Here is a 19595-nt window from a genome sequence, read left to right on the forward strand (position 1 = left end):
GTATCCGGCTGCCGCCTCGCATCCGGCACACCCACGGACGCGGCCCATCGGCCGGGAAGGACACGCCGACAGCATGACCGCGCATACCCCGCCCCGTCCGCCGCCCCCCGCAGGCGGCAGTGATTTCGCCCGCCTGTCGAAGAAGATCGCCGAGGCCGGCCTGATGAACCGGCGCCCCTGCTCCTACATGGTCCGCTCCATCGCCGTGGCCGTCGCCTACGCCGGGGGCTGGGGGGGCGTTCGTCGTCATCGACGCCGGCTGGTGGACCCTGGCGGTCGCCGCGTTCCTCGCCGTGATGTTCGGGCAGGTCGCTCTGCTGGCCCACGACGTCGCCCATCGCCAGGTCTTCCGCCGGCGCCGGCCCAGCGAGACGTCCGGCCGCATCGCCGGGGCCGCGATCGGCATGGGCTACGGATGGTGGCAGGACAAACACACCCGCCACCACGCCAACCCCAACCACGAGGACCTCGACCCCGACATCGCCCCCGCCCTGCTCGTGTGGTCCCAGGACCAGGCCCGCGCCGCGACCGGACTGCCGAGGCTCCTCGGCCGCCGGCAGGCGTTCCTCTTCTTTCCCCTGCTCCTGCTCGAAGGGGTCAACCTTCATGTCTCCAGCGCACGAGCACTGGGCAACCGCGCCCTGAAGAACCGCGCCCGTGAACCTGAAACCACGTCAAACCGCCCTGACCGGCTAGTCAGCCGCCCCGCACAGCGGGGGAACCTCACCGCCCACGTATGACGCCCATCTGCCCCAGGGGGCCGTGTCACCCTGCTCTGCCCGATCCGCGGGGCCGAACCCGCAGCCGACCCGTCAGCGGGCGGGCGAGAACAGGCACCGCCGCCGCTATGAGCGGTGGCGCCGTCGCGTTTTACCGGCCGTTCACCGGCGGCGCTGGATAGCGCGCTGTCGCCCGGGCAGGCGTGAGGGCAGGTCTTCCACTGACCGGCACCCCCCAAGCGGGTCCCTTCCAGTGGGTCACTCGTCGGCTGGCCCGCTGAGGGAACACTGCCCGACGACATCCGCGAGGCTCTCGATGCCGCTGTCGCGGCCCACTGTCAGCAGGCGACACCATGGCTGCCCCTCTTGAAGACAGCGTCTGGCTGGGCGGGAGGCGCAGGGTGGGAAGACCGTCGGCCGGCGGGGCCAGGCCCTGCGCCCATGTGGAACGGTCGTCACCGCCGGCACTTGTCTTCGGGTACGTCGGTCTCGATCTTCTCCTTGCGGACCTCGCCGGTGACGGTTTCCTCGTCGGTGCGCTCGTCGGTGGTGAGGCGGACCCGCTCGACCGGCCCGGCCTCGGTCTCCACCCCGGGCCGCTCGGCGTGCAGCGTCACCTCGGGCCCGGCTTCGGTGATGTCCGGGCCTGCCGTGGCCTCACAGCTGGATTCGGTGACCGGTTCGCGTTCGACGCGTACCTCTTCGTGGCGGACGGAGACGCTCTGCTGCACCTCTTCGGTGACGACGTACATGCGCAGCCGGGCCCGGCCGAACTCCTGGCGTTCAGTGCCGATGTGCATCACCGGTGGCTTCCGTGCCGGTGCTGGTGCCGGCGGTTCCGGTTTCGGCGTCGGTGCGGGCCCAGCCGGGCGGTGCCGGGCTGTTTGGCCTGTTGCCAGGCGGCGTCCCAGCCGATGCCGTAGTGCTCGTACAGGCGATGTTCTTCGTCCTCGGACAGGTGGCCCCCGGCCCCTGCGTCAACGGTGGGGGCGTCCTTGACCTTGTCCTTGGCGTAGCGGGCGACCTCTAAGGCGGCCGGGGCCGGGCTCGGGCTCGGGCGATGAGTATGGCGACGTCGTCGTGGTCGTCTGGATCGCGCAGTGCGTCCAGGAGCCGGTCGCAGGTCTCTTCCGAGGTTCGGTCGGGGACGTGCAGCAGCTGGAGGAGGAGGTCCAGGCGCTCGTCGATGGCGTGGTGGCGGGTCTCGACCAAGCCGTCGGTGTAGAGGACCAGTCGGTCGCCGGGGGCCAGGCCGAAAGTGGTGACTTCGAAGGCGACCCCGCCGACCCCGAGGGGTGCGCCGGTGGGCAGATCGAGCAGTTCGGGGGGCTCGCCCGCGCGTATCAGCACCGGGGGCAGGTGCCCGGCGACAGCGAGGTGGCACAGGGCGCGGTGCGGGTCGTAGACGGCGTAGGCGCAGGTGGCGTACTGCTCCAGGTCAGCGGTGATCTTGTCGAGGTGGTGGAGCACCTCGGTCGGTGCGAGGTCGAGGTCGGCCAGGGTGGAGGTAGCGGTGCGCAGGCGTCCCATGGTGGTGGCGGCGCTTATGCCGCTGCCCATCACATCGCCCACGACCAGCGCGACCTTGTCCTCCACGAGAGGGATGACATCGAACCAGTCGCCACCGACTTCGATGGTCGTCCCGGCGGGCCGATATCGGGAGGCGACCTCCAGGCCCGCCTGCTGCGGTGGAAGGTCGGGCAGCAGGCTGCGCTGGAGAGTGACCGCGGTGTTGCGTGCGCCTTGGTACAGACGGGCATTGTCGATGCAGACCGCGGCTCGCTCTGCCAATTCACAGACCAGGAGGAGGTCGTCGTTGTCGAAGGGCAGCGGGCTGCGGGCGCGGGTGAGGCCCAGGGTGCCGAGCACCTCGCCACGGGCGATCAGGGGCGTCAAGAGATAGCTGTGGATGCCGGCGCGGGCCAGGATGGCTGCGGCCTCGGCGTCCCGGGCGATACGTGCCAGGTCCCGCTCGCCGACGTGGGGTATCAGAATGGGGCGGCCGGTCCGCACGCACTGAGTGGCCAGGCGCTCCGCGCCGTAGCTGACGAGCTGGCCGGGAGGGTCGGCTGCGCGTACGGCCTCGGTGGGGTACGCGGCTTTCACAGCAAGGGCCCGGAAGAGTGCTCTGCCTGTCGCGGGTGCCGTCGGGTGGCGGTCGTTCAGGATGGAATCCAGGATGTCCACCGCCGCCACGTCGGCGAGCTCGGGGACGGCGACGTCGGCCAGCTCGCGGGCGGTCTGTTCCACGTCCAAGGTGGTGCCGATACGGGCGGAGCCGTTGGCGATCAGGGCGAGACGCTGCCGGGCGCGGTGCCGATCGGTGACATCCACCAACATGATGGCTACCCCGAGTACCCGGCCGCCGGGACCGTCGAGCCGGTAGTAGGAGACGGACCAGGCATGATCGTTGTCGGGGTCGGCGGGAGTGCGTCCCACGCTGTGCTGGTCGATGATGGGCTTTCCGGACGTGAGGACTCGCCGCAGCGCGGCCTCGACCGCGTCGACCTCCAGGAACGGCAGGGCCTCGCGGACTCGTCGCCCGAGGTGGTCTTCGGCAGGGACGCCGTTGATCTGCGCCAGCGCCGGGTTGACGGCCACGTACCGCAGGTCGGTGTCCAAGACGGCCAGCCCGATCGGGGACTGCGAGACCAGCCGCGTGGACAGGGCCACGTCCCGTTCCACCTGACGCAGGATTGCCTCGTCGGTGGCGATGCCCAGGGCGTAGTAGTCACCCCCCGCGTCCAGGAGTCGCATGTTGCGGAACTCCACCAGCCGGCTACTGCCGTCCTTGTGCCGGACGGGGAAGGCGCCGGCCCATCCCTGTCCCGTCCTCATGACCTCGCTGAACAGCCTGATCATCACGTCCAGGTTCTGCTCGTGGACCAGCAGCCGCGCCGCGTACTGGCTCAGCGCCTCCGCCGCGGTGTAGCCGAACAGCTCCTCGGCCTGCGGGCTCCACAGCACGATCCGACCCTCGGCATCCAGCAGCACAGCCGCGACACTGAGCAGATCCAGCAACTCACGCGGCTGTCCCGGCCCGGAATCCGGCTGGTCACCCTCGGCACCGAAGGGATCGGCTTTCCTCATCCAAGCACTCCCTCTGCCTGCCAGCCCGACACGCCGCCCTGCGCCGGCTTCAGGCCGTGGCCAGTGTCCCCCGCACCTCGCAGTGCTTCCATGGTCCCCCGGATCCGGGCGGCCGCACGGTCGCCCGATACCGTTCGTCGCGCCCCAGGCCCCAGCAGCTGGGCAGCGCCGAAAAAGCTCCGACCTCCCGGAAACAGGCGTGGGCGGCACGGGCGACGGCGAACCGGCTGCCCCCGATCGGGATCTCGTTCTCAGCGGTCAGGTACCACCAGGCCACACGCAACGGAACGATCCGGCGGGGCGGCGGCTGCAGCAGCGCAACACCCCGACCCCCAGTCGGCCAAACGCCGCCACCGCACCGGCGTTCCCCGAACGCCACCAGCGCAGGCCCATCCCCCAGGCACCGAGCACGACGGCCTCACCTGGCAGCGGGCACCGTGCCTTCGCCGAAAAGCGCGACCTCGGCCACGGTGACGTCCAGGCACCGCCGGACATGGCGAGCGGGTGCCGCTGGAGCCGCGGTCGAATCTGACGAAGAGGAAGGCGTTGCCCGTAGCGACTGAGGGAGGGCACGCGCCCGGAGGGCCCCCTGCCGACACGGCCACGAGTACATGCCGGAGAACGTATACCTGGGCTCTCGTCGGCAGGGTCCGGCAGTGCCGGAGCGGAGTAAGGCCCGCCAGGTCCACCCCGGCGATGTGGCATCTCGTGACAGATGAGAGGGTCAGGCGGGTGAGTGAGACACCGATGAACACCATCGGCGTCCAGTCCTTTCCTCTCGGGCACGAAACCGCAGGTCAAAATCTTCAGATCCGGGAGAGCCCGCCCAGTTGGTGACAGCTGCGTGATAGCGGGTGATACGGCGGAGCCTCGTCGGGAACCATCCCGGCGGGACTTTTGGGGAGTTTGTTGCGGCCGCCGGTGACCTGTCGGCCTACGCGGACGCCGGTCACCCGGCCTCCGCGGCCGGAAGCGCATCTACTCGACGTCGGTCGGGCGTGGCAGCCGGTGGCGAGCAGCAGCCGTTCCTCCGGCTTCTCCGCAGCGGTTCGGGTCCCGTGCTGCTGGCGGTCGGCGATTCGGCGGCAGTGACGCGGCCGATCGGGGCCTTGGCGAGCGGTCCCTGGAGCGGTATAGGAAGGCCTGCCCGAGCAGCCGACCCGTCGTCCGAATGTACTCCCCGGTGCGAAATACTCTCCGGATGAGTTCACGCACTTCCCCGATCAGCCGGCCGATCACGATACGGAGGGCCGTCGCGCGGGATGCCAAACGGCTCACGCGGCTCGTGCGTGGCTCAGGCGCCTACGAGGGGAAGTACGCAGCCGCAGTCGCGGGCTACCGGGTCGGTCCTGATTACATCGAGACCCACCGCGCCTTTGTGGCCGTCGGCGCCGACGAGCATGGAGGCCGGGTCCTCGGGTTCTACTCGCTCGTCCTCGCTCCACCGGAGCTCGACCTGCTGTTCGTCGCCGACGAAGCGCAAGGACGGGGTATTGGACAGCTGCTCGTGGCGCACATGCAGTCCGAGGCGCGTGCCGCAGGGCTCGACCGTGTCAAGGTCGTGTCGCATCCTCCTGCCGAGGGCTTCTACCACCGCGTTGGTGCGGTGCGGACCGGGACCGTGTTTGCGAACCCGCCCGTCGTGCCGTGGGACCGTCCCGCATTCGAGTTTCGCATTCCTTCGGGGTAACGCCGTGTGCCGGTGGGTGGGGCACCGGCTTCGCCTGCATGGTGGCCGGCTTGCATCAGCCGCTGAACGCCCCGCGCTCCGTGTGTGCCGTCGCCTCTGCCCTGGCGTGGTGATCGCCTGCGCCAGCGGCCTCCCCGGCGAATTCCTCACCTCCGGCACCCCCCCGGAGCACGCCCCCGGGGCGCAGCGGCACGAATAGTCGGCATGTCGGTACAGGAAAGGAAAATGACAACGTCACAGTCCGTTTCACCGGTCCGTACGCACGACGGCATGGCACATGATCGACAAGTCGTGTCCCATGGCAGCCTTCGGATCTGACAACGACGTGGATCCGGAGGTAACCCGCCCATGGTGGTGATCATCAATCCCACAGTGAGGAGGCGCCGTCTGGGGGCCGAACTGCGCCGACTCCGCCAGGACAGCGGGCTGAAGAGCACGGAAGTGGCCGAGCGGCTCATGGTCTCCCAGCCCAAGATCAGCCACATGGAGAACGGCCGGCGCGCCATCAGTCCCCGCGATGTACGCGACCTTTGCGCCATCTACGGGGTGACGGACCAGCAGGTCGTCGACTCCCTGATGCACATGGCCCAGGAGTCGGGAAAGCAGGGATGGTGGAGCGCCTACGGCGAGCACCCCCAGAGCGTCCATATCGGCCTCGAGACGGACGCCGCCTCGATCCATGCCTACGAGCCCATGGTGATCCCCAGCCTGCTGCAAACCCCTGCCTACGCCAGTGCCGTCATCGAGGAAACGATTCCCCCGGTCACTGCCGAACAGGCCGCCCGGCGTCTCAAGCTGCTGCTGCGCCGTCAGCACCGGATCTACGACCCCACCTGCCCGCTGCGTCTGTGGGTCGTCCTGGAGGAATCGGCACTGCGCCGTGTCGTCGGCGGTCCCGACGTCATGCGTGAACAGCTGGAGCATCTGAACGCACTCGGTGCCGAGCCGCACATCACCGTGCGAGTCCTCCCCTACACGGTGGGCGCCCACCCGGGCCTCTCAGGACAGTTCTCCATCCTGCGGTTCGCCGACGACCCGCAGACAGGGGTGGTGTACCTGGAACGCTTCACCAGCGACTTTTACCTGGAAAGGCAGTCTGCCGTACAGCAGTACGCCATGATGTACGACCACCTCCAGGCCCGAGCCCTCAGCCCGGACAGCTCGCACGACTTCATCACCGAGGCCACCAAGTCACACATCGACGCGGCAGGCCGCCCGTGAGTACTCTGACGGCCTCATCGAGGGAGTTGCACCCAACACGCTCTCCAGGTCTTCGTCCGGGGTTCGGTGGGGGACGGGGATGTTCTGACCTGCGGCGGAGCGACGGGTACCGGCACTTTTGAACGGCGTCGGACAGGGGCGCGCGCTCCGACGCGTGCCGGGCCTCGGGGGGAAGCGGGGCGTTGCCATCGGTGCCAGCGGGTGGGGGCGGGCGGTGCGGCCGGGCGCGAAGGCTGCCCTGGTCGACCAAGGCTTCGAAAGCGCCGTCGTTGCACATGGGGAGAAGGTGGGCATCGACGTGGAGATCGCCGAGCGCAACCCGGCCCAGAGCGGGTTCGTGCCGACCCCCGAACAAGGGATTGTGGAGCGCGCCTACGGGATCTTGATGCTGCACTGCCGGCTGGTGCGGGACTACGAGCCGGCTGGTGCGGGACTACGAGCACCTGCCGCGCAGTTCGGAGTCGCGGGTGACAAGCCCTGCTCGGTCTCGACCAGGATTCCGCGCTCGGTAAGCCGCTTGAGCTTCACGCGGGTGTTGTTGATGTTCTTGGGCGCGATCTCCATGTCCATCGCCTCGCACACCTGCCACGCCCGCAGCGGCGCACACCGCCATGATCTGCGGGTAGGCCGGATGGCCGGCGGTTTCGGGGGCGGCGTCGCGGGCGGCTGCGGATCGGGCAGCTCCAGCAGCGTCTTGCGGGTGATCCGGACCTCCTCGGCGGGTCGGCCGAGTTCGTCAAGCCGTGCGGTCAGCCGCGTGATCCGCTCCCTTGTCGTCCCGGCCGGCGCGGCCGTCTCCCGTTCCCGCATCTCCGGTCGTGCCGGTGCCGCCGCGAGGGGCAGCTCCCCGCCGGTCAAGCGCTGTGCCAGGCCGTAGTGGTGGCCCTGGTCGGTCGGCGCAGTATCACCGCGGTCATCCCCAGTACCCCTCATCGGAGTGACCCCCAGGCGGCTGTCTTGTACCCGTGGGCGCGAAGCCCCTGAGGCGCCTGCTCGGGTGAGGTGGTGCGTCAAGGACGGTCCTGGTACTCCGGCTGCACGGCCCTCGCTCTGACGGCACACGGGCCCGCACAGGGCCAGTTCCAATCGTGTCGGCGTGACGTCACACGGAAGCCGTCAAGGCGCCACACCAGCGGCTACTTTATATAGATTTGCGTGACTTTGTATGGAGATCGGGTAGATCTGCCATGCCTCGGCCGACTACCGGCCCGGGGTCGCTGCAGAGGGTGTGGCCGGCGCCCGTCGGCGTGCCGCAGGCCGGCTGGAGGAGTCGAGTGTCCGAGCAGAACACAGTCGAAGTCGAGACCGCCCACGGAAGGGTTTCCGGGCTGGTGGGGGAGGGCAGCACCCGTTTCCTGGGTATCCCCTACGCTGCCGCCCCTGCCGGCGACCTGCTCTTCGCAGCCCCCGTGGCACCGAAGCGATGGCTGGGTGTACGCGCCGCGCACACCCTCGGCGCCACCGCACCCAAGCCACCGTTGGGCGGCCGGTTGGGAGAGATCACCTCCGACCCGGACGTGGCAGGTGAGGAGTGGCTGAACCTGAATGTCTGGACGCCCGATCCGGCCGCTTCCGGCCTGCCGGTCCTGGTGTGGATCCACGGCGGCGGGTTCACCACAGGCTCCTCGGCCGTGCCCAGCTACGACGGTGCCACCTTCGCCCGCGACGGCCTGGTGTGCGTCAGCTTCAACTACCGGCTCGGCGTGTACGGCTTCGGCTATCTGCCCGACGCGCCCGCACCGGCCAACCGTGGCCTGCTCGACCAGATCGCCGCCCTGACCTGGGTGCGCGAGAACATCGCCAAGTTCGGCGGTGACCCGGACAACGTCACCGTGGCCGGAGAGTCCGCGGGCGCGATGAGCATCCTCGCCCTCCTCTCCCGCGACGACGGCCTGTTCCACAAGGCGATCGTGCAGAGCGGCACCGCCCACCTCGGTCAGACCCCCGCCGACGCAGGCAAGGTCCTCAAGGCCGTCGCCGACGAGCTCGGGGTCGAGCCCACCGCCCAGGCCCTGGCCGGCGTCGACCCCGAAGAACTGCTCAAAGCACAGAACATCATCAGCGCCGACGTCAGCCAAAGCCCGGACCCCGGCAAGTACGGCCCCAGCACCATGGCCTCCTGCGGCCTGGCCTTCATGCCCGTCGTCGACGGCGACGTGCTGCCCCGGCGTCCCATCGACGCCATCGCCGACGGCGCGGGCAGCAACGTCCCGCTGCTGATGGGCACCACCACCGAGGAGTTCCGCCTCTTCATCGTCACCACCGTCCTGGTGGGCTGGAACCTTCCCGTCCTGTACGACAAGCACCTGAAGGCATACAGCGTCCCCGCCGGCTCCTGGGACGAATACAAGAAGGGTGGCACCAACGCCTACCCCCGCGACGCCGCCTCCGGAGTGGCATGCGCGCTGCTGAGCGACCGCATGTTCCGCATCCCCACCTACCGCATCGCCGAAGCCCGCGCCACCGACGCCGCCGCCCCCACCCACCTGTACGAATTCGGCTGGCGCTCCCCGGTCACCCCCAACAACCTGCAGGTCAAGATCGGCGCCTGCCACAGCGTCGACCTGCCCTTCGCCTGGGACACCCTCGCCCTGCCCGACAGCCAGAAGCTCACCGGCCCGAACCCGCCCCAGGCCCTGGCCACAGCCCTCCACCAAGCCTGGGCCGACTTCGCCAAGACAGGACAGGTCTCCTGGGACGCCTACGACACCACCAAACGCCCTGTCATGACCTACGCCCGCAACAACAACGCCACCACCAACCAGGTCGTTGAGGACCCACGCGAGAGCGAACGCGAATGGTGGGACGGCCACCCCGCCACCAGCTGACCCCAGGCGGCCCAGCCGCCGTTCGCCTCACCCATCTCATCGTGGCCCCCGCCGACAGCGGGGGCCACTTCTCCATGCCGCAGCGAGCTTCGAGCACCACCACCGCGATCACCAGGCCCAACACGTCAACGGCCAGGCCGCGCGTGCAGCCGGTATTTCTTGCCGCGTCACGCCCCGTCGACTCGGCCGGGGCCCCGGTCGCCGCGTGCACGCTCCGGGTGTCGAGCACCACCGGGCTCGGGTCCGCCCTCCGCCTCGCCTTCTCCCACACCTGCCGGCGCAGCAGGTCGTGAAGGGCGTGGCCGATGCCGCCGTCGCGTCGCTCGGTGGAGTAGTACCTCACCGCGCCGACCGACCACCCCCGAGCCATCGGAACTGACATGGATCTTGGGACGCACCCCGATACCCTGCACGTGGAAAGTGCCCTCCGCCTGGACCGACAGAACCCCTCAGCAAGGTTCACCGTCCCAGGTCAGGAAGGCACTTTCGCGTTTCCACCTCGACAGCCGCCAAACCCGAGCGAAGCTGCGAGGCCGGTCAACACCTCCCACACAACGGGGGAACCTGACTGGGGAGCAGCGTGGGTGGTTGCTGGTGCCGTGACCTTGGCCGGTGACAGGCGTTATTGGGGTTGGCACGCGTGCACCGGTGTCCTGTGGTGCCCCGGCTGCTTTCCTCGGCTCAAGCTGGGGGACCACAGTGCGTTTGGCCCCGGTGGCACCCAACCACGGTGCTCTACCCGGTCCGGCAGCCCAGAGGGCGACGCCGAAGGCATCTGCTGCCCTTGCGGGGGCTGAACGCCGTGATGCACCGAGCGGCCGGCGAGTTGGATTTCCGGTCGTGCAGCGGCACCAAGTGTCGGCCTCAGCCGGTATGTCCTGACTGCGGAGGTACCAGTGCAGCCTCTGCGGGAGTCGGAGTCTGTGCCTTCCTGACGTCGGCCCACGGGACAACTCGCCGCGACAGCTGCCCCAAGGACCGGTAGAAGCGGTCCGGAAGGAACACGGCGTCCGCGACGATCATCGCGCCGGAGAAGAGCGGCAGGCCCAGGAACACCGCGATACCCACGTGCATGCCCAACAGCACCCCCAGGACGGGGTACTTGAGCCTGCCGAACAGGACGAACGGGAAGGCCACCTGCAACAGCACCGTCAGGTAGCAGGCGATGGCGATCAGTACGTCGTGTTCGTCCGCCATGGCGGAGAGCGCGGGCCAGGGCTGGAACAGGTCGAGATTCAGGGCGTAATGGAGGGCGGTGCCGTTGCCCCAGGAGGCACCCTGCACCTTGTACAGGCCTGCGGATCCGTAGAGGAAGCAGACTTGGGCGGCGATGACGAGCATGCCGCAGTTGTGCAGCACAGTGATCACTGTCAGGCGCGCCTCGCGGAGGTGGCGTCGCAGCTCGCCGGATGCCTGGTCCAGCGGAAGCCGGACTGCCTTGCCGGCGGATGCCCGGAGCCGGACCCTGCGCGCGTCGAGAGACCAGCGTCGCCCGCTTGCGGTGACAACGAGGTAGAGGGCCATGAGGAGGATGAGGTTGTCCCCTCCGTCCGTCATGAAGATCGCCCTGGCGTGGAACGACGTCACTACGACCGCGAAGAGCACGGACACCGCCCTGGTCCGCCAGCCCAGCATGAAGAGTGCGGAGATGACGATGGCTGCCCCGTAGCAGACCTCGAAGTAGGCCCGGCTGTCGGACAGGGTGAGGATGCTGGCCCAGCCGGTCTGGTCGAAGAGCTGCTTGGCCAGTGCCGGCGTCCACGGTGAGCCGGGACCCCAGATCTCGTCGCGGTGGGGAAACTCGCGCAGCAGGAAGGCGAAGTAGAGGAACCCGTACCCGATGCGCAGAACCGCCGCAGCGTACAGGGAGATCGGCTGCTCCAGCAGGAGCGTGAGGAGCGCAGCGACACGGACCGGCATGTGCTGAGGCGCCTGTGCGCCCGCCCGCTCCGGGCCGTGTCCGGACTGCGACGACGTGGTTGCCGGGGCCGATGTCTGCTCAGCCTGTTGCATGGCGGGCCGCCTTCCACCAGGGCAGGTAACGGGTGTCGGTGGGCCGTGGTGCGGCCGTGCCGGAACCGGGGCCGCCCGCTGTGGGCGGCGCGGCGATGGGCAGGGTGATCACCCGCAGTTGGATGGACTCGAATGCGCCGTGGCGATGTGCGGCGACGCGATCCGCTGCGATGTTGCGCAGGTATTGCTGGATCATCAGAGCGCGTTGTGAGTGCGGATGGTCGTCGCCACCGTGTGTTTCGAGGTAGGAAGTCCAGGCCCGGCGCAGCATGTTCTGTGCTGTGTGGCTCGGGAAGGGGTCGTGTTTCACCGCGGCTGTGTCGACGGCGGTCAGGTCGAACCAGCCGCTGACTACGGCGGTGCCGTCCGGGGCGGTGTGCATGGTCCTTGCCGAGATCTGCCGGTTGGCCGACTCCGGGTCCGGGGCGAAGAGCCGCCAGTTCTGCTCGAACAACGGGAAGACCCAGGCGTTGATCTGTCGGCTGTACTGCCGGGAGATGGGATTCGGCGGTGCCACCTGCAGGAAGACCAGGAGCACGTGGACCAGGGCCGCCGCCAGGCACAGGACCACGGCGACTTGCACTCCGGCCTTCAGGACGACGGGCGGCTCTGAAGACGCTGGGAACGCAGTCGGTCTCCCGCTCTCTCTCTGTACGGTCGGCCTGACGCCCGCCCGGTTCAATTCGTCAGCATCTGCTGACGCAATGCCACCCCGCACGGCCCTATCCGGTCCTTCCGTCCCGACTTCTCTCACCTGGTTCTCCTGAGCTTCCGTCTGCGGCGTGCGGCGGAATCGATGACGATCCGCGCCGCACGCCACCCGTCCTACCCGCGCACGTGGGTGGCTGCCTACGAGCAGTCACCCCGTTGGAGTGGGTCGCGCATGCTAGGCAGGGTCACAGCCGTAGCTGTCGTCCTGGCCAGGCTTGTCGCCGTATTCGTTGTGTTCGGGTTTGCAGCCGTGGCCGTTCCCGCCCGTGGTGCCGGCGGTCGTGGTGCCGCCCGTGGTGCCGGCGGTCGTCGTACCGGTGGTGCCGGTGGTGCCGCCCGTGGTGCCGGCGGTCGTGGTGCCGCCCGTGGTGCCGGCGGTCGTCGTACCGGTGGTGCCGGTGGTGCCGCCCGTGGTGCCGCCCGTGGTGCCGGTGGTGCCGCCCGTGGTGCCGGCGGTCGTCGTACCGGTGGTGCCGGTGGTGCCGCCCGTGGTGCCGGCGGTCGTCGTACCGGTGGTGCCGGTGGTGCCGCCCGTGGTGCCGGCGGTCGTCGTACCGGTGGTGCCGGTGGTGCCGGCGGTCGTCGTACCGGTGGTGCCGGTGGTGCCGGCGGTCGTCGTACCGGTGGTGCCGGTGGTGCCGGCGGTCGTGGTGCCGGTGGTGCCGGCGGTCGTGGTGCCACCCGTGGTGCCGGTCGCGCACTGCGGCCGGGTGATCGTGTTGGTGTCCAGCGTCACGGCACCGTTACGGGCCAGCGCCCGTCCCTCGATGGTCGCGCTCGTGGTGGCAGTGATCGAGGTCATGGCCAGGATGTTGCCCACGAAGGCGGTGCTGGTGCCGAGAGTGGCCGAACTGCCGACCTTCCAGAACACATTGCACGGCGAGGCACCGTTGATGAGGGACACGCGACTGCTGGACGCCGTCGTCAGACCCGAACCGATCTGGAAGACCCAGACCGCGTTGGGGTCCCCCTGGGCATCCAGAGTGAGGGTGCCGGTGAGCCCGAGAGTGGAGGAGGCTGTGTAGACGCCTGGAACCAGCGTCAGGCCACCGGCGTCCGGGGGAAGTGCCCCGTCGGAGGGCTGCCCGGCAGCGTCGTTGTACGCCGTGATCAGGTCGGTCTGGGCGTCCTGAGCCACAGTGTCCGCAGAGTGCAGGGTCCCGTTCACCACGGCGGGCGGCCCGTATCCGCTGATGGACGTTCCCGGAGACACTCCGACATCCCCGGTGATCACCGAGGGGCCGGTGTTGGTGGTTGCCGAACCGGCCAGTACCGCGAAGCTGTCCGCCCGGCCCAGATCTACAAACGTGGCGAGAGCACTTGCCTGGGTCGGCGACACAGCGACTACGACAGCGGAGATCACCACGGCAAGTACCGCCGCGATCCATACCGACAAAGTGCGCCGCAGAGGCGCGACGGGGATATTGAGCGTCATCGAAGGGCCAGCTCCTGTGAGGGGGGATGGAGACGTATTTGGCGGTTCTCGGTCACACGGAATCGCCTGTCTCTGCCGCTGGAATATTACGCAGACGCATGCCTCAACTTGCAACTCATGCACCTGGTTTCGCCCAACCTGGCGAGCCGGTCACAAATGCTCAGAAAATTTTTAATAGGCCGAATGGTCGTGCCTGCTTAGCCGAGACGGCCGACATGGTGGCGCCACTTCCCAGGTCAGCCCAGGTAGCAAAGAAATTCATGCATCCGCAGCCCCTCGGCCGATACCGCCCTCGTCCGACCCTCGACACCTCACCGGCGTGTTGAGCAAATGAGCAGCTCCGCGATTCTCTCCGGAGGAGAGTCGTAACCGGCGGAGCGGAAGGAACGCCGCGAGAAGACCACGAAGGCTTTGCATGAGACCAGGGAAGGGAACCGGCCTCTGCGCGTCACCGGAGCGGTACTTCCCCGCAATCCAGGTACCGCGAAGGGGACTTCACCACAGCCGCACCCGTCTTTCGGTGACGACCTGATCCGTTGACTAGGCCACCGGCAAGGATCGCCCTGACGCACCAAGGCCCTCGGCGCACGGAAGCACCGAGGAACAAGAGCACGGCAGACATCAGTGATCATTTGGAAGGGCAGCCCATCCACCGCCAGACTGTGGCGTATGAGATCCACGACGCCGCCCTGCGTGCTCGAACAAGGCCACGTCACGGTGCGCGACATGGTGACCCGTCAGCCCGGGCCCACCGATGGCCCGGACTGTCCCGTGTGCGGCGCCGTGTCTCGTCATGCGCTGTGCTCGGCGCCCGGCGTTCCGCCCACGGCGTCGGCGTCATGACGACCGCGGTCGTCGTCGGTGGCGGGCCCAACGGGCTCGCCGCTGCGGCCCTCCTCGCGCGGGATGGCCTGGACGTCACGCTGCTGGAGGCCGCCGACGAGGTCGGCGGCGGCACGCGCAGCCACGAGGCGATCCTGCCCGGCCTGCTGCACGACCACTGTTCGGCCATCCACCCCATGGCCGTCACCTCGCCCGCGCTCCGGGCCCTCGGCCTCGAACGCCACGGGCTGCGCTGGCGGCTGCCGGAGATCGACTGTGTGCACCCGCTGGACGACGGGACTGCCGGGGTCCTGCTGCGCTCCGTCACGGAGACCGCCGCTGGGCTCGGCCAGGACGGCCGCCGCTACCGGGCCCTGGTGGAGCCCTTGGTGCGGCGCTGGGACGCCCTCGCGCACGACGTGATGGGTCCGCTGCTGCGGATCCCGGCGCACCCGCTGCTGCTCGCCCGGTTCGGCCTCCCGGCCGTGCTGCCTCCCGCGGTCCTCGCGCGCCTCTTCCGGACCCCGCAGGCCCAGGCCCTGTGGGCCGGGGTGGCGGCGCACGCGTTCCGGCCGTTCTGGGACCCGCTCGTCTCGGCGATCGGGCTCGGCATCCTCACCTCCGGCCACGCCGCCGGGTGGGCCGTCGCCGAGGGCGGCTCGCAGTCCATCGCCCGCAGCATGGCCGCGGCTCTCCTCGCGGCCGGCGGCACGATCGAGACCGGCGTGCGGATCACCGCCCGGCGGCAGATCCCGCCCGCTGACGTGACGCTGCTCGACCTCGACCCCGGCCAGGTCGCCGCCCTCTACGGCGACAGGCTGCCCGCCCGCGTGACGGGCGCGTACCGGCGCTTCCGCCGCGGCCCTGGCGCCTTCAAGGTGGACCTGGCCGTCGAGGGCGGCGTGCCCTGGAGGGACGAGCGGGCACGACGGGCCGGGACCGTGCACCTCGGCGGCCCGCTCGCCGAAGTGGCCCGGACGGAACGGGACGTGACGCAGGGCCGGATGCCCGAGCGGCCCTTCGTCCTGGTCGGCCAGCAGTACCTTGCCGACCCCTCCCGGTCGGTCGGCGACGTCCACCCCGTCTGGACGTACGCCCATGTCCCGCACGGCTACGACGGGGACGCCACGGAGGCGATCCTCCGGCAGCTCGAACGCTTCGCCCCCGGCGTACACGAACGAATCGTGGGCCGACACGTCACCCGCCCCGCCGACTTCGCCGCGGCCAACCCCAACTTCACCGGCGGCGACATCCTCACCGGAGCGAAGACAGTCTCCCAGCTCCTCCTGGGCGCCCGCCCGGCGCTGGACCCCTACGCCACTGGCCTGCCCGGAGTGTTCCTGTGCTCAGCGGCCACCCCACCCGGCCCTGGGGTGCACGGCATGTGCGGCGCCGGGGCGGCGGCATCAGCACTGCGCCACCTGGGGGGCCGCCCGACCTGGCAGGCTCAGGAGCGCTCCCAGGACTCGCGCACGTAGAGGCGCTCCTCGCTCGTGCAGCCCAGGCCATTGGAGCCCTGCTCGGACCCAAGGTTCCAGCCCACGGCGCCGTTGACCTTGCGGACGAGCTCGATCAGACGGTTGCTCTCCGTCCACGTGCGGTAGGTGACCCGGCCCGCGACGAGCTATGCCCCCGCCCTCCCAACGAACTGAACATCTGCCGCTCGACCTCACAAGGTGAGCCGTCATCTGATGCCGGCCCACCCGGACAGCCCGTGGCCGACCCGGTCCACTCCAGCCCGAGGCCGGCCAGTTACCCGAGCATGTCCACCGTGACCCTCCCACACCGCGCGTATTCGTCAGGAGCACTCCCAGTGATACCTCGGGGCCGCCGCAGGCTCCGTCGGGCTCTCACCGCAGACCTGCCAGGACGCCACGGACAGATCTCGGCCGGACCGCCCTGCAACCCGCCACCTCCGAGAGCCCTCGCAACGTGACCGGCAGGCGCCGAGGTTCGGGAGCCTCTTGCAGCCGCTTGTACCTTCGGAGTTGGGTTCACGGTCGGATCGCCGGCGGGGGGACCGTTGGTGACCTCCGCGAAGGTGTCCTGGGATTTCGCGCGAAGGTGTCCGGCCCCTCCCCAAAGACGGCTTCCACCACAGCCACAGGCCAGAGTGCGTTCTGGGCAGCCGCTTTCGCACAAGACGCCGAGTAGGACTCCGTCAGGTCTGTCTCGGCCCTGGTGCCGTATATGCCCAGCCGGGCAGGGGCTGTTGGCAGGTGGTGCAGATACCCGCGCCCGCCGATCTCACCGACCAGGGCGACCTGTTGTCATCCCGTCATCGGGCATCGGCCGGTGGTTTCGGCGGCCGCCACACCACGAAGATGCGCCGGAGCTGCTGTCCCGAGCGGCAGGAGTACGCTGACAACGTCGAGGGCACGTCGTACGCCGGTGTCCGGACCGGTCTCGTCCTCGTCGCGGCCCCAGGAGCGGGCACGCGACTGCACCTCACCATGGATGACTCGCGCGCCGTCGGTCCGCCCGGCCTTTGGCTCGACTCCACCGAGCGCCCGCCTATGGCACCCACCAGGGCGAGACCGCCTGACGGCCCGCCGCCCACTCTCCACGTCCTGGTCAGTCCAAGCCCACGTAGCTCCTGTTTCCACCGTCCGCGCGACTCGCATCCGCTCTCTGCGATGCCGTTACGCACCCACCGTCCAAGAGGCGCAGCCCAAGACCCCGGCCGCACCGTCGTCACTGAGGTCAAGGACCGCGCATGTCTCTCCCTATCCTCCGCTCCCCGTCCGGCGTCCCGCCGGAAGGCGCCCCGCCGGAAGGCGCCCCGCCGTCCCCGGAGTACGACGGAAGGGCACCCTTCCCGCGTGAGCGAACGGCTGCCGAGCGCACGGGCAGCGAGCGGCTGTACCTGGCGATCACGGCGTTGATCGTCTTCCTCCCGTTCCTGGCACTCGGTCTGGCCGTCTGGCTGCTGTGGGGGCGCCTGATCCATCCCGTCGATGTCCTGCTCGCGGCGGTGCTCTACACCGTCACGGGCCTCGGCGTCACGGTCGGCTTCCACCGTGGTCTGACCCACGGCAGCTACCGGGCCGTACGGCCGCTGCGCACCGCGCTCGCGGTGGCCGGGTCCATGAGCTTCCAGGGGGACGTGATCGGCTGGGTCGCCATCCATCGCCGCCATCACGCCTTCACCGACCGGCCAGGCGATCCTCACTCTCCGTATCGCTACGGCACGTCTGTCTGCGGCCAGTTGCGGGGACTGGTGGATGCCCACGTCGGCTGGTTGTTCCGCAACGACCCCACGTCCGCGACGCGTTATGCTCCCGATCTGCTGGCCGACCGTGACATCCGGGCCGTGTCCAGGGCCTTCCCGGCCCTGTGTGTGCTCACCCTCGCCCTGCCCTTCGCCGTGGGGTGGCTGATCGGCGGCAGTTGGGTGTCCGCCCTGACCGCCCTTCTGTGGGCGGGACTTGTCCGCATCGCCCTGCTCCACCACGTCACGTGGAGCGTGAACTCCCTCTGCCATGTGATCGGTCAGCGCCCGTTCCATACCCGTCGCCACGACCGCGCCACCAACCTGTGGCCCCTGGCCCTGCTCTCGTTCGGCGAGAGCTGGCACAACCTGCACCACGCCGACCCCACCTGCGCCCGGCACGGCGTCGACCGCGGCCAGCTCGACCCGTCCGCCGCCGTGATCCGCCTCTTCGAACGCCTCGGCTGGGCCAGGGACGTGCGCTGGCCCACCCCGGACCGTATCGCCGCCCGCCGCGCATGAACCCGAGCGACCGCATCCCCTTCAGGAGTTCCCATGACACATGCCCCACCGCCCCCACTCTCATCGCCGTCCGCCGCCGTCCGCCTGCGCCTGGTGTCCCAGCCGGCACAGGGCCACGTGGCCCAGCGCATCGACGGCGCCTGGTGGCCCCGCTCGCCCGATCTGGCGACCGAACTGCCCAGGCTGCTGGCCGGACTGCCGCACGCCTGGGGACAGGTCACCAGCGTCCTCGTGGACGAGGCCGTATGGTCCCCGTTCCCGAACCGGCTGCTCGTCGCCAACCAGGTCGTACGCCTGCGCCGGACGACCACCCAGCACTCCCCGTCCACCGTCTGCCTGCTGGCGCCCGGCCGCGGCCGGTGGGACCTGATGGTGGTGCCGCCCGCCGCCACGGACGCGGAGGCCGGGCGGCTGATGGGAAGTATGGCCACCGCTTTGGATGTCAGTGTGGGGTGGGGAGTCGCAGTCCGTTGACGGCGGCCGTCGGACCACCCCCGGGTCCGCGGCACCCCGGGTGCGGGCCTGGGGGGTGTTTTGTCACCGGACCCGGCTGGGCGGGCTCCACGTGCCCGGTCCTGGGCCGCCCGCGCTGCCCGGACGGGAGTCCGCTCGGACCGTCGGAGGAGTAAGCTGGTGTTACCGAGGGTATTTCGTGCACCGGCTTCCATGCCGTTGTCGCTTTCGGCGATTTGACCACGCCGGGCCGGTTCCGATCGGCCAGGAGCAGGGTTCGCGTCATGACTGCGACCGATTACCCCACGCCGATCCTCGGAATGATGCGCTCCTCGAGGCCACTCCGGATCCCTTCCGCTCCCCTCGGTTCCTCGCCGACGGCCGTGCTCGATCCGCTGTCGGGGCGGATCACCAGGGGCCTGACGGACCAGCCGTACTGGTCGGCCTCCCCGGGTGCGACGTCCTTGGGCGGGCAGGTGCAGCCGACGCCCGTCTCGGCCCTCTGGCTGATGGCCGCCGGCAGAGACTGCCTGCGCACCTCGCACGTGGGCCGGCTGATGATGGAGGCGGCGCGCCTGCGCACAGTATCGGAGGCCGACCCGGCGGGGCAGACGGCCTGGGGACTCCGAAGAAGACCACGAAGTCCGCGATCCGGCAGGGCGCCCGCAGATCCCGGCCGTATACGTTCCGCCGACGGCGCGGTGAGAGCGGTGGGAACCGTGGTGGCCCCCCGGCCGCAGCCGGCCGAGGAAGGGCCGACGCACCCGTAGGTGAGGGAAAGGAGTCGCCATGAACACCGGCAGACTCCTTGTGGACACCAGCGGCGAGCCGGTGCTTCCCGGCACCCCGGTCCTGCGGAGGGCCGATCGGACCGACGCAC

General features: G+C 69.7%; 12 protein-coding genes and 1 pseudogene. 7 read left to right on the forward strand and 6 right to left on the reverse strand.

Translation table 11 applies throughout. The features are described from left to right. Positions 1 to 73: 73 nt before the first annotated feature. Positions 74 to 653, forward strand: a pseudogene (locus AB0958_RS25475) (fatty acid desaturase); the annotation flags it as partial. A gap of 521 nt (positions 654 to 1174) precedes the next feature. On the opposite strand, the gene AB0958_RS25480 reads toward AB0958_RS25475, so the two are convergent. Next, positions 1175 to 1519, reverse strand: a complete 345-nt coding sequence (locus AB0958_RS25480; RefSeq protein ID WP_366892775.1) for a YsnF/AvaK domain-containing protein — start codon at positions 1517 to 1519, stop codon at positions 1175 to 1177. A 226-nt stretch (positions 1520 to 1745) separates the two neighbouring features. Continuing rightward, positions 1746 to 3809, reverse strand: a complete 2064-nt coding sequence (locus AB0958_RS25485; protein WP_366892776.1) for a SpoIIE family protein phosphatase — start codon at positions 3807 to 3809, stop codon at positions 1746 to 1748. 1201 nt (positions 3810 to 5010) lie between these two features. On the opposite strand from AB0958_RS25485, the gene AB0958_RS25490 reads away from it, so the two are divergent. Beyond that, positions 5011 to 5499, forward strand: a complete 489-nt coding sequence (locus AB0958_RS25490; protein ID WP_358980146.1) for a GNAT family N-acetyltransferase — start codon at positions 5011 to 5013, stop codon at positions 5497 to 5499. Positions 5500 to 5847: 348 nt separating this feature from the next. Beyond that, positions 5848 to 6720 carry a helix-turn-helix transcriptional regulator gene (locus tag AB0958_RS25495; RefSeq protein ID WP_366892777.1) on the forward strand — a complete coding sequence of 291 codons (873 nt, stop codon included), beginning with the start codon at positions 5848 to 5850 and terminating at the stop codon, positions 6718 to 6720. Between the two features lie 411 nt (positions 6721 to 7131). Here the strand turns inward: AB0958_RS25495 and AB0958_RS25500 are convergent, their stop codons facing one another. Continuing rightward, positions 7132 to 7653, reverse strand: a complete 522-nt coding sequence (locus AB0958_RS25500; protein ID WP_366892778.1) for a hypothetical protein — start codon at positions 7651 to 7653, stop codon at positions 7132 to 7134. A 341-nt stretch (positions 7654 to 7994) separates the two neighbouring features. Between AB0958_RS25500 and AB0958_RS25505 the strand changes: the two genes are divergently transcribed. Next, positions 7995 to 9548 carry a carboxylesterase family protein gene (locus AB0958_RS25505; protein WP_366892779.1) on the forward strand — a complete coding sequence of 518 codons (1554 nt, stop codon included), beginning with the start codon at positions 7995 to 7997 and terminating at the stop codon, positions 9546 to 9548. Between the two features lie 864 nt (positions 9549 to 10412). Here AB0958_RS25505 and AB0958_RS25510 read toward each other — a convergent pair. The 3 genes from AB0958_RS25510 to AB0958_RS25520 form a co-directional block, all read right to left on the reverse strand. Then, entirely contained in the window at positions 10413 to 11468 is a 1056-nt protein-coding gene (locus AB0958_RS25510) for an HTTM domain-containing protein (RefSeq protein WP_358980142.1), read from the reverse strand. Positions 11469 to 11547: 79 nt separating this feature from the next. Then, positions 11548 to 12144, reverse strand: coding sequence for a DUF5819 family protein (locus AB0958_RS25515; protein ID WP_366892780.1), 597 nt, complete (start codon positions 12142 to 12144; stop codon positions 11548 to 11550). 303 nt (positions 12145 to 12447) lie between these two features. After that, positions 12448 to 13611 (reverse strand): ice-binding family protein, encoded by a 1164-nt coding sequence (locus AB0958_RS25520; protein ID WP_366892781.1) that lies wholly within the window; start codon positions 13609 to 13611, stop codon positions 12448 to 12450. Positions 13612 to 14546: 935 nt separating this feature from the next. Here AB0958_RS25520 and AB0958_RS25525 point away from each other — a divergent pair. The 3 genes from AB0958_RS25525 to AB0958_RS25535 all read left to right on the forward strand — a co-directional run bounded on the left by AB0958_RS25525 (position 14547) and on the right by AB0958_RS25535 (position 18736). Continuing rightward, positions 14547 to 16007 (forward strand): NAD(P)/FAD-dependent oxidoreductase, encoded by a 1461-nt coding sequence (locus AB0958_RS25525; RefSeq protein ID WP_366892782.1) that lies wholly within the window; start codon positions 14547 to 14549, stop codon positions 16005 to 16007. Positions 16008 to 17245: 1238 nt separating this feature from the next. Further along, entirely contained in the window at positions 17246 to 18262 is a 1017-nt protein-coding gene (locus AB0958_RS25530) for an acyl-CoA desaturase (protein WP_366892783.1), read from the forward strand. A 33-nt stretch (positions 18263 to 18295) separates the two neighbouring features. Next, positions 18296 to 18736: a DUF5994 family protein gene (locus AB0958_RS25535; protein ID WP_366892784.1), complete on the forward strand. Its 441-nt coding sequence runs from the start codon at positions 18296 to 18298 to the stop codon at positions 18734 to 18736. Positions 18737 to 19595: the final 859 nt, after the last annotated feature.

It is taken from the genome of Streptomyces sp. NPDC006655 (assembly GCF_040703965.1).
Taxonomy (GTDB): Bacteria; Actinomycetota; Actinomycetes; order Streptomycetales; family Streptomycetaceae; genus Streptomyces.

Coding starts and splice junctions, on each gene's coding strand:
- AB0958_RS25480 (WP_366892775.1), bottom strand. CDS start 1,519: ATGCACATCGGCACTGAACGCCAGGAGTTCGGCCGGGCCCGGCTGCGC.
- AB0958_RS25485 (WP_366892776.1), bottom strand. CDS start 3,809: ATGAGGAAAGCCGATCCCTTCGGTGCCGAGGGTGACCAGCCGGATTCC.
- AB0958_RS25490 (WP_358980146.1), top strand. CDS start 5,011: ATGAGTTCACGCACTTCCCCGATCAGCCGGCCGATCACGATACGGAGG.
- AB0958_RS25495 (WP_366892777.1), top strand. CDS start 5,848: ATGGTGGTGATCATCAATCCCACAGTGAGGAGGCGCCGTCTGGGGGCC.
- AB0958_RS25500 (WP_366892778.1), bottom strand. CDS start 7,653: ATGAGGGGTACTGGGGATGACCGCGGTGATACTGCGCCGACCGACCAG.
- AB0958_RS25510 (WP_358980142.1), bottom strand. CDS start 11,468: ATGCCGGTCCGTGTCGCTGCGCTCCTCACGCTCCTGCTGGAGCAGCCG.
- AB0958_RS25525 (WP_366892782.1), top strand. CDS start 14,547: ATGACGACCGCGGTCGTCGTCGGTGGCGGGCCCAACGGGCTCGCCGCT.
- AB0958_RS25530 (WP_366892783.1), top strand. CDS start 17,246: ATGTCTCTCCCTATCCTCCGCTCCCCGTCCGGCGTCCCGCCGGAAGGC.
- AB0958_RS25535 (WP_366892784.1), top strand. CDS start 18,296: ATGACACATGCCCCACCGCCCCCACTCTCATCGCCGTCCGCCGCCGTC.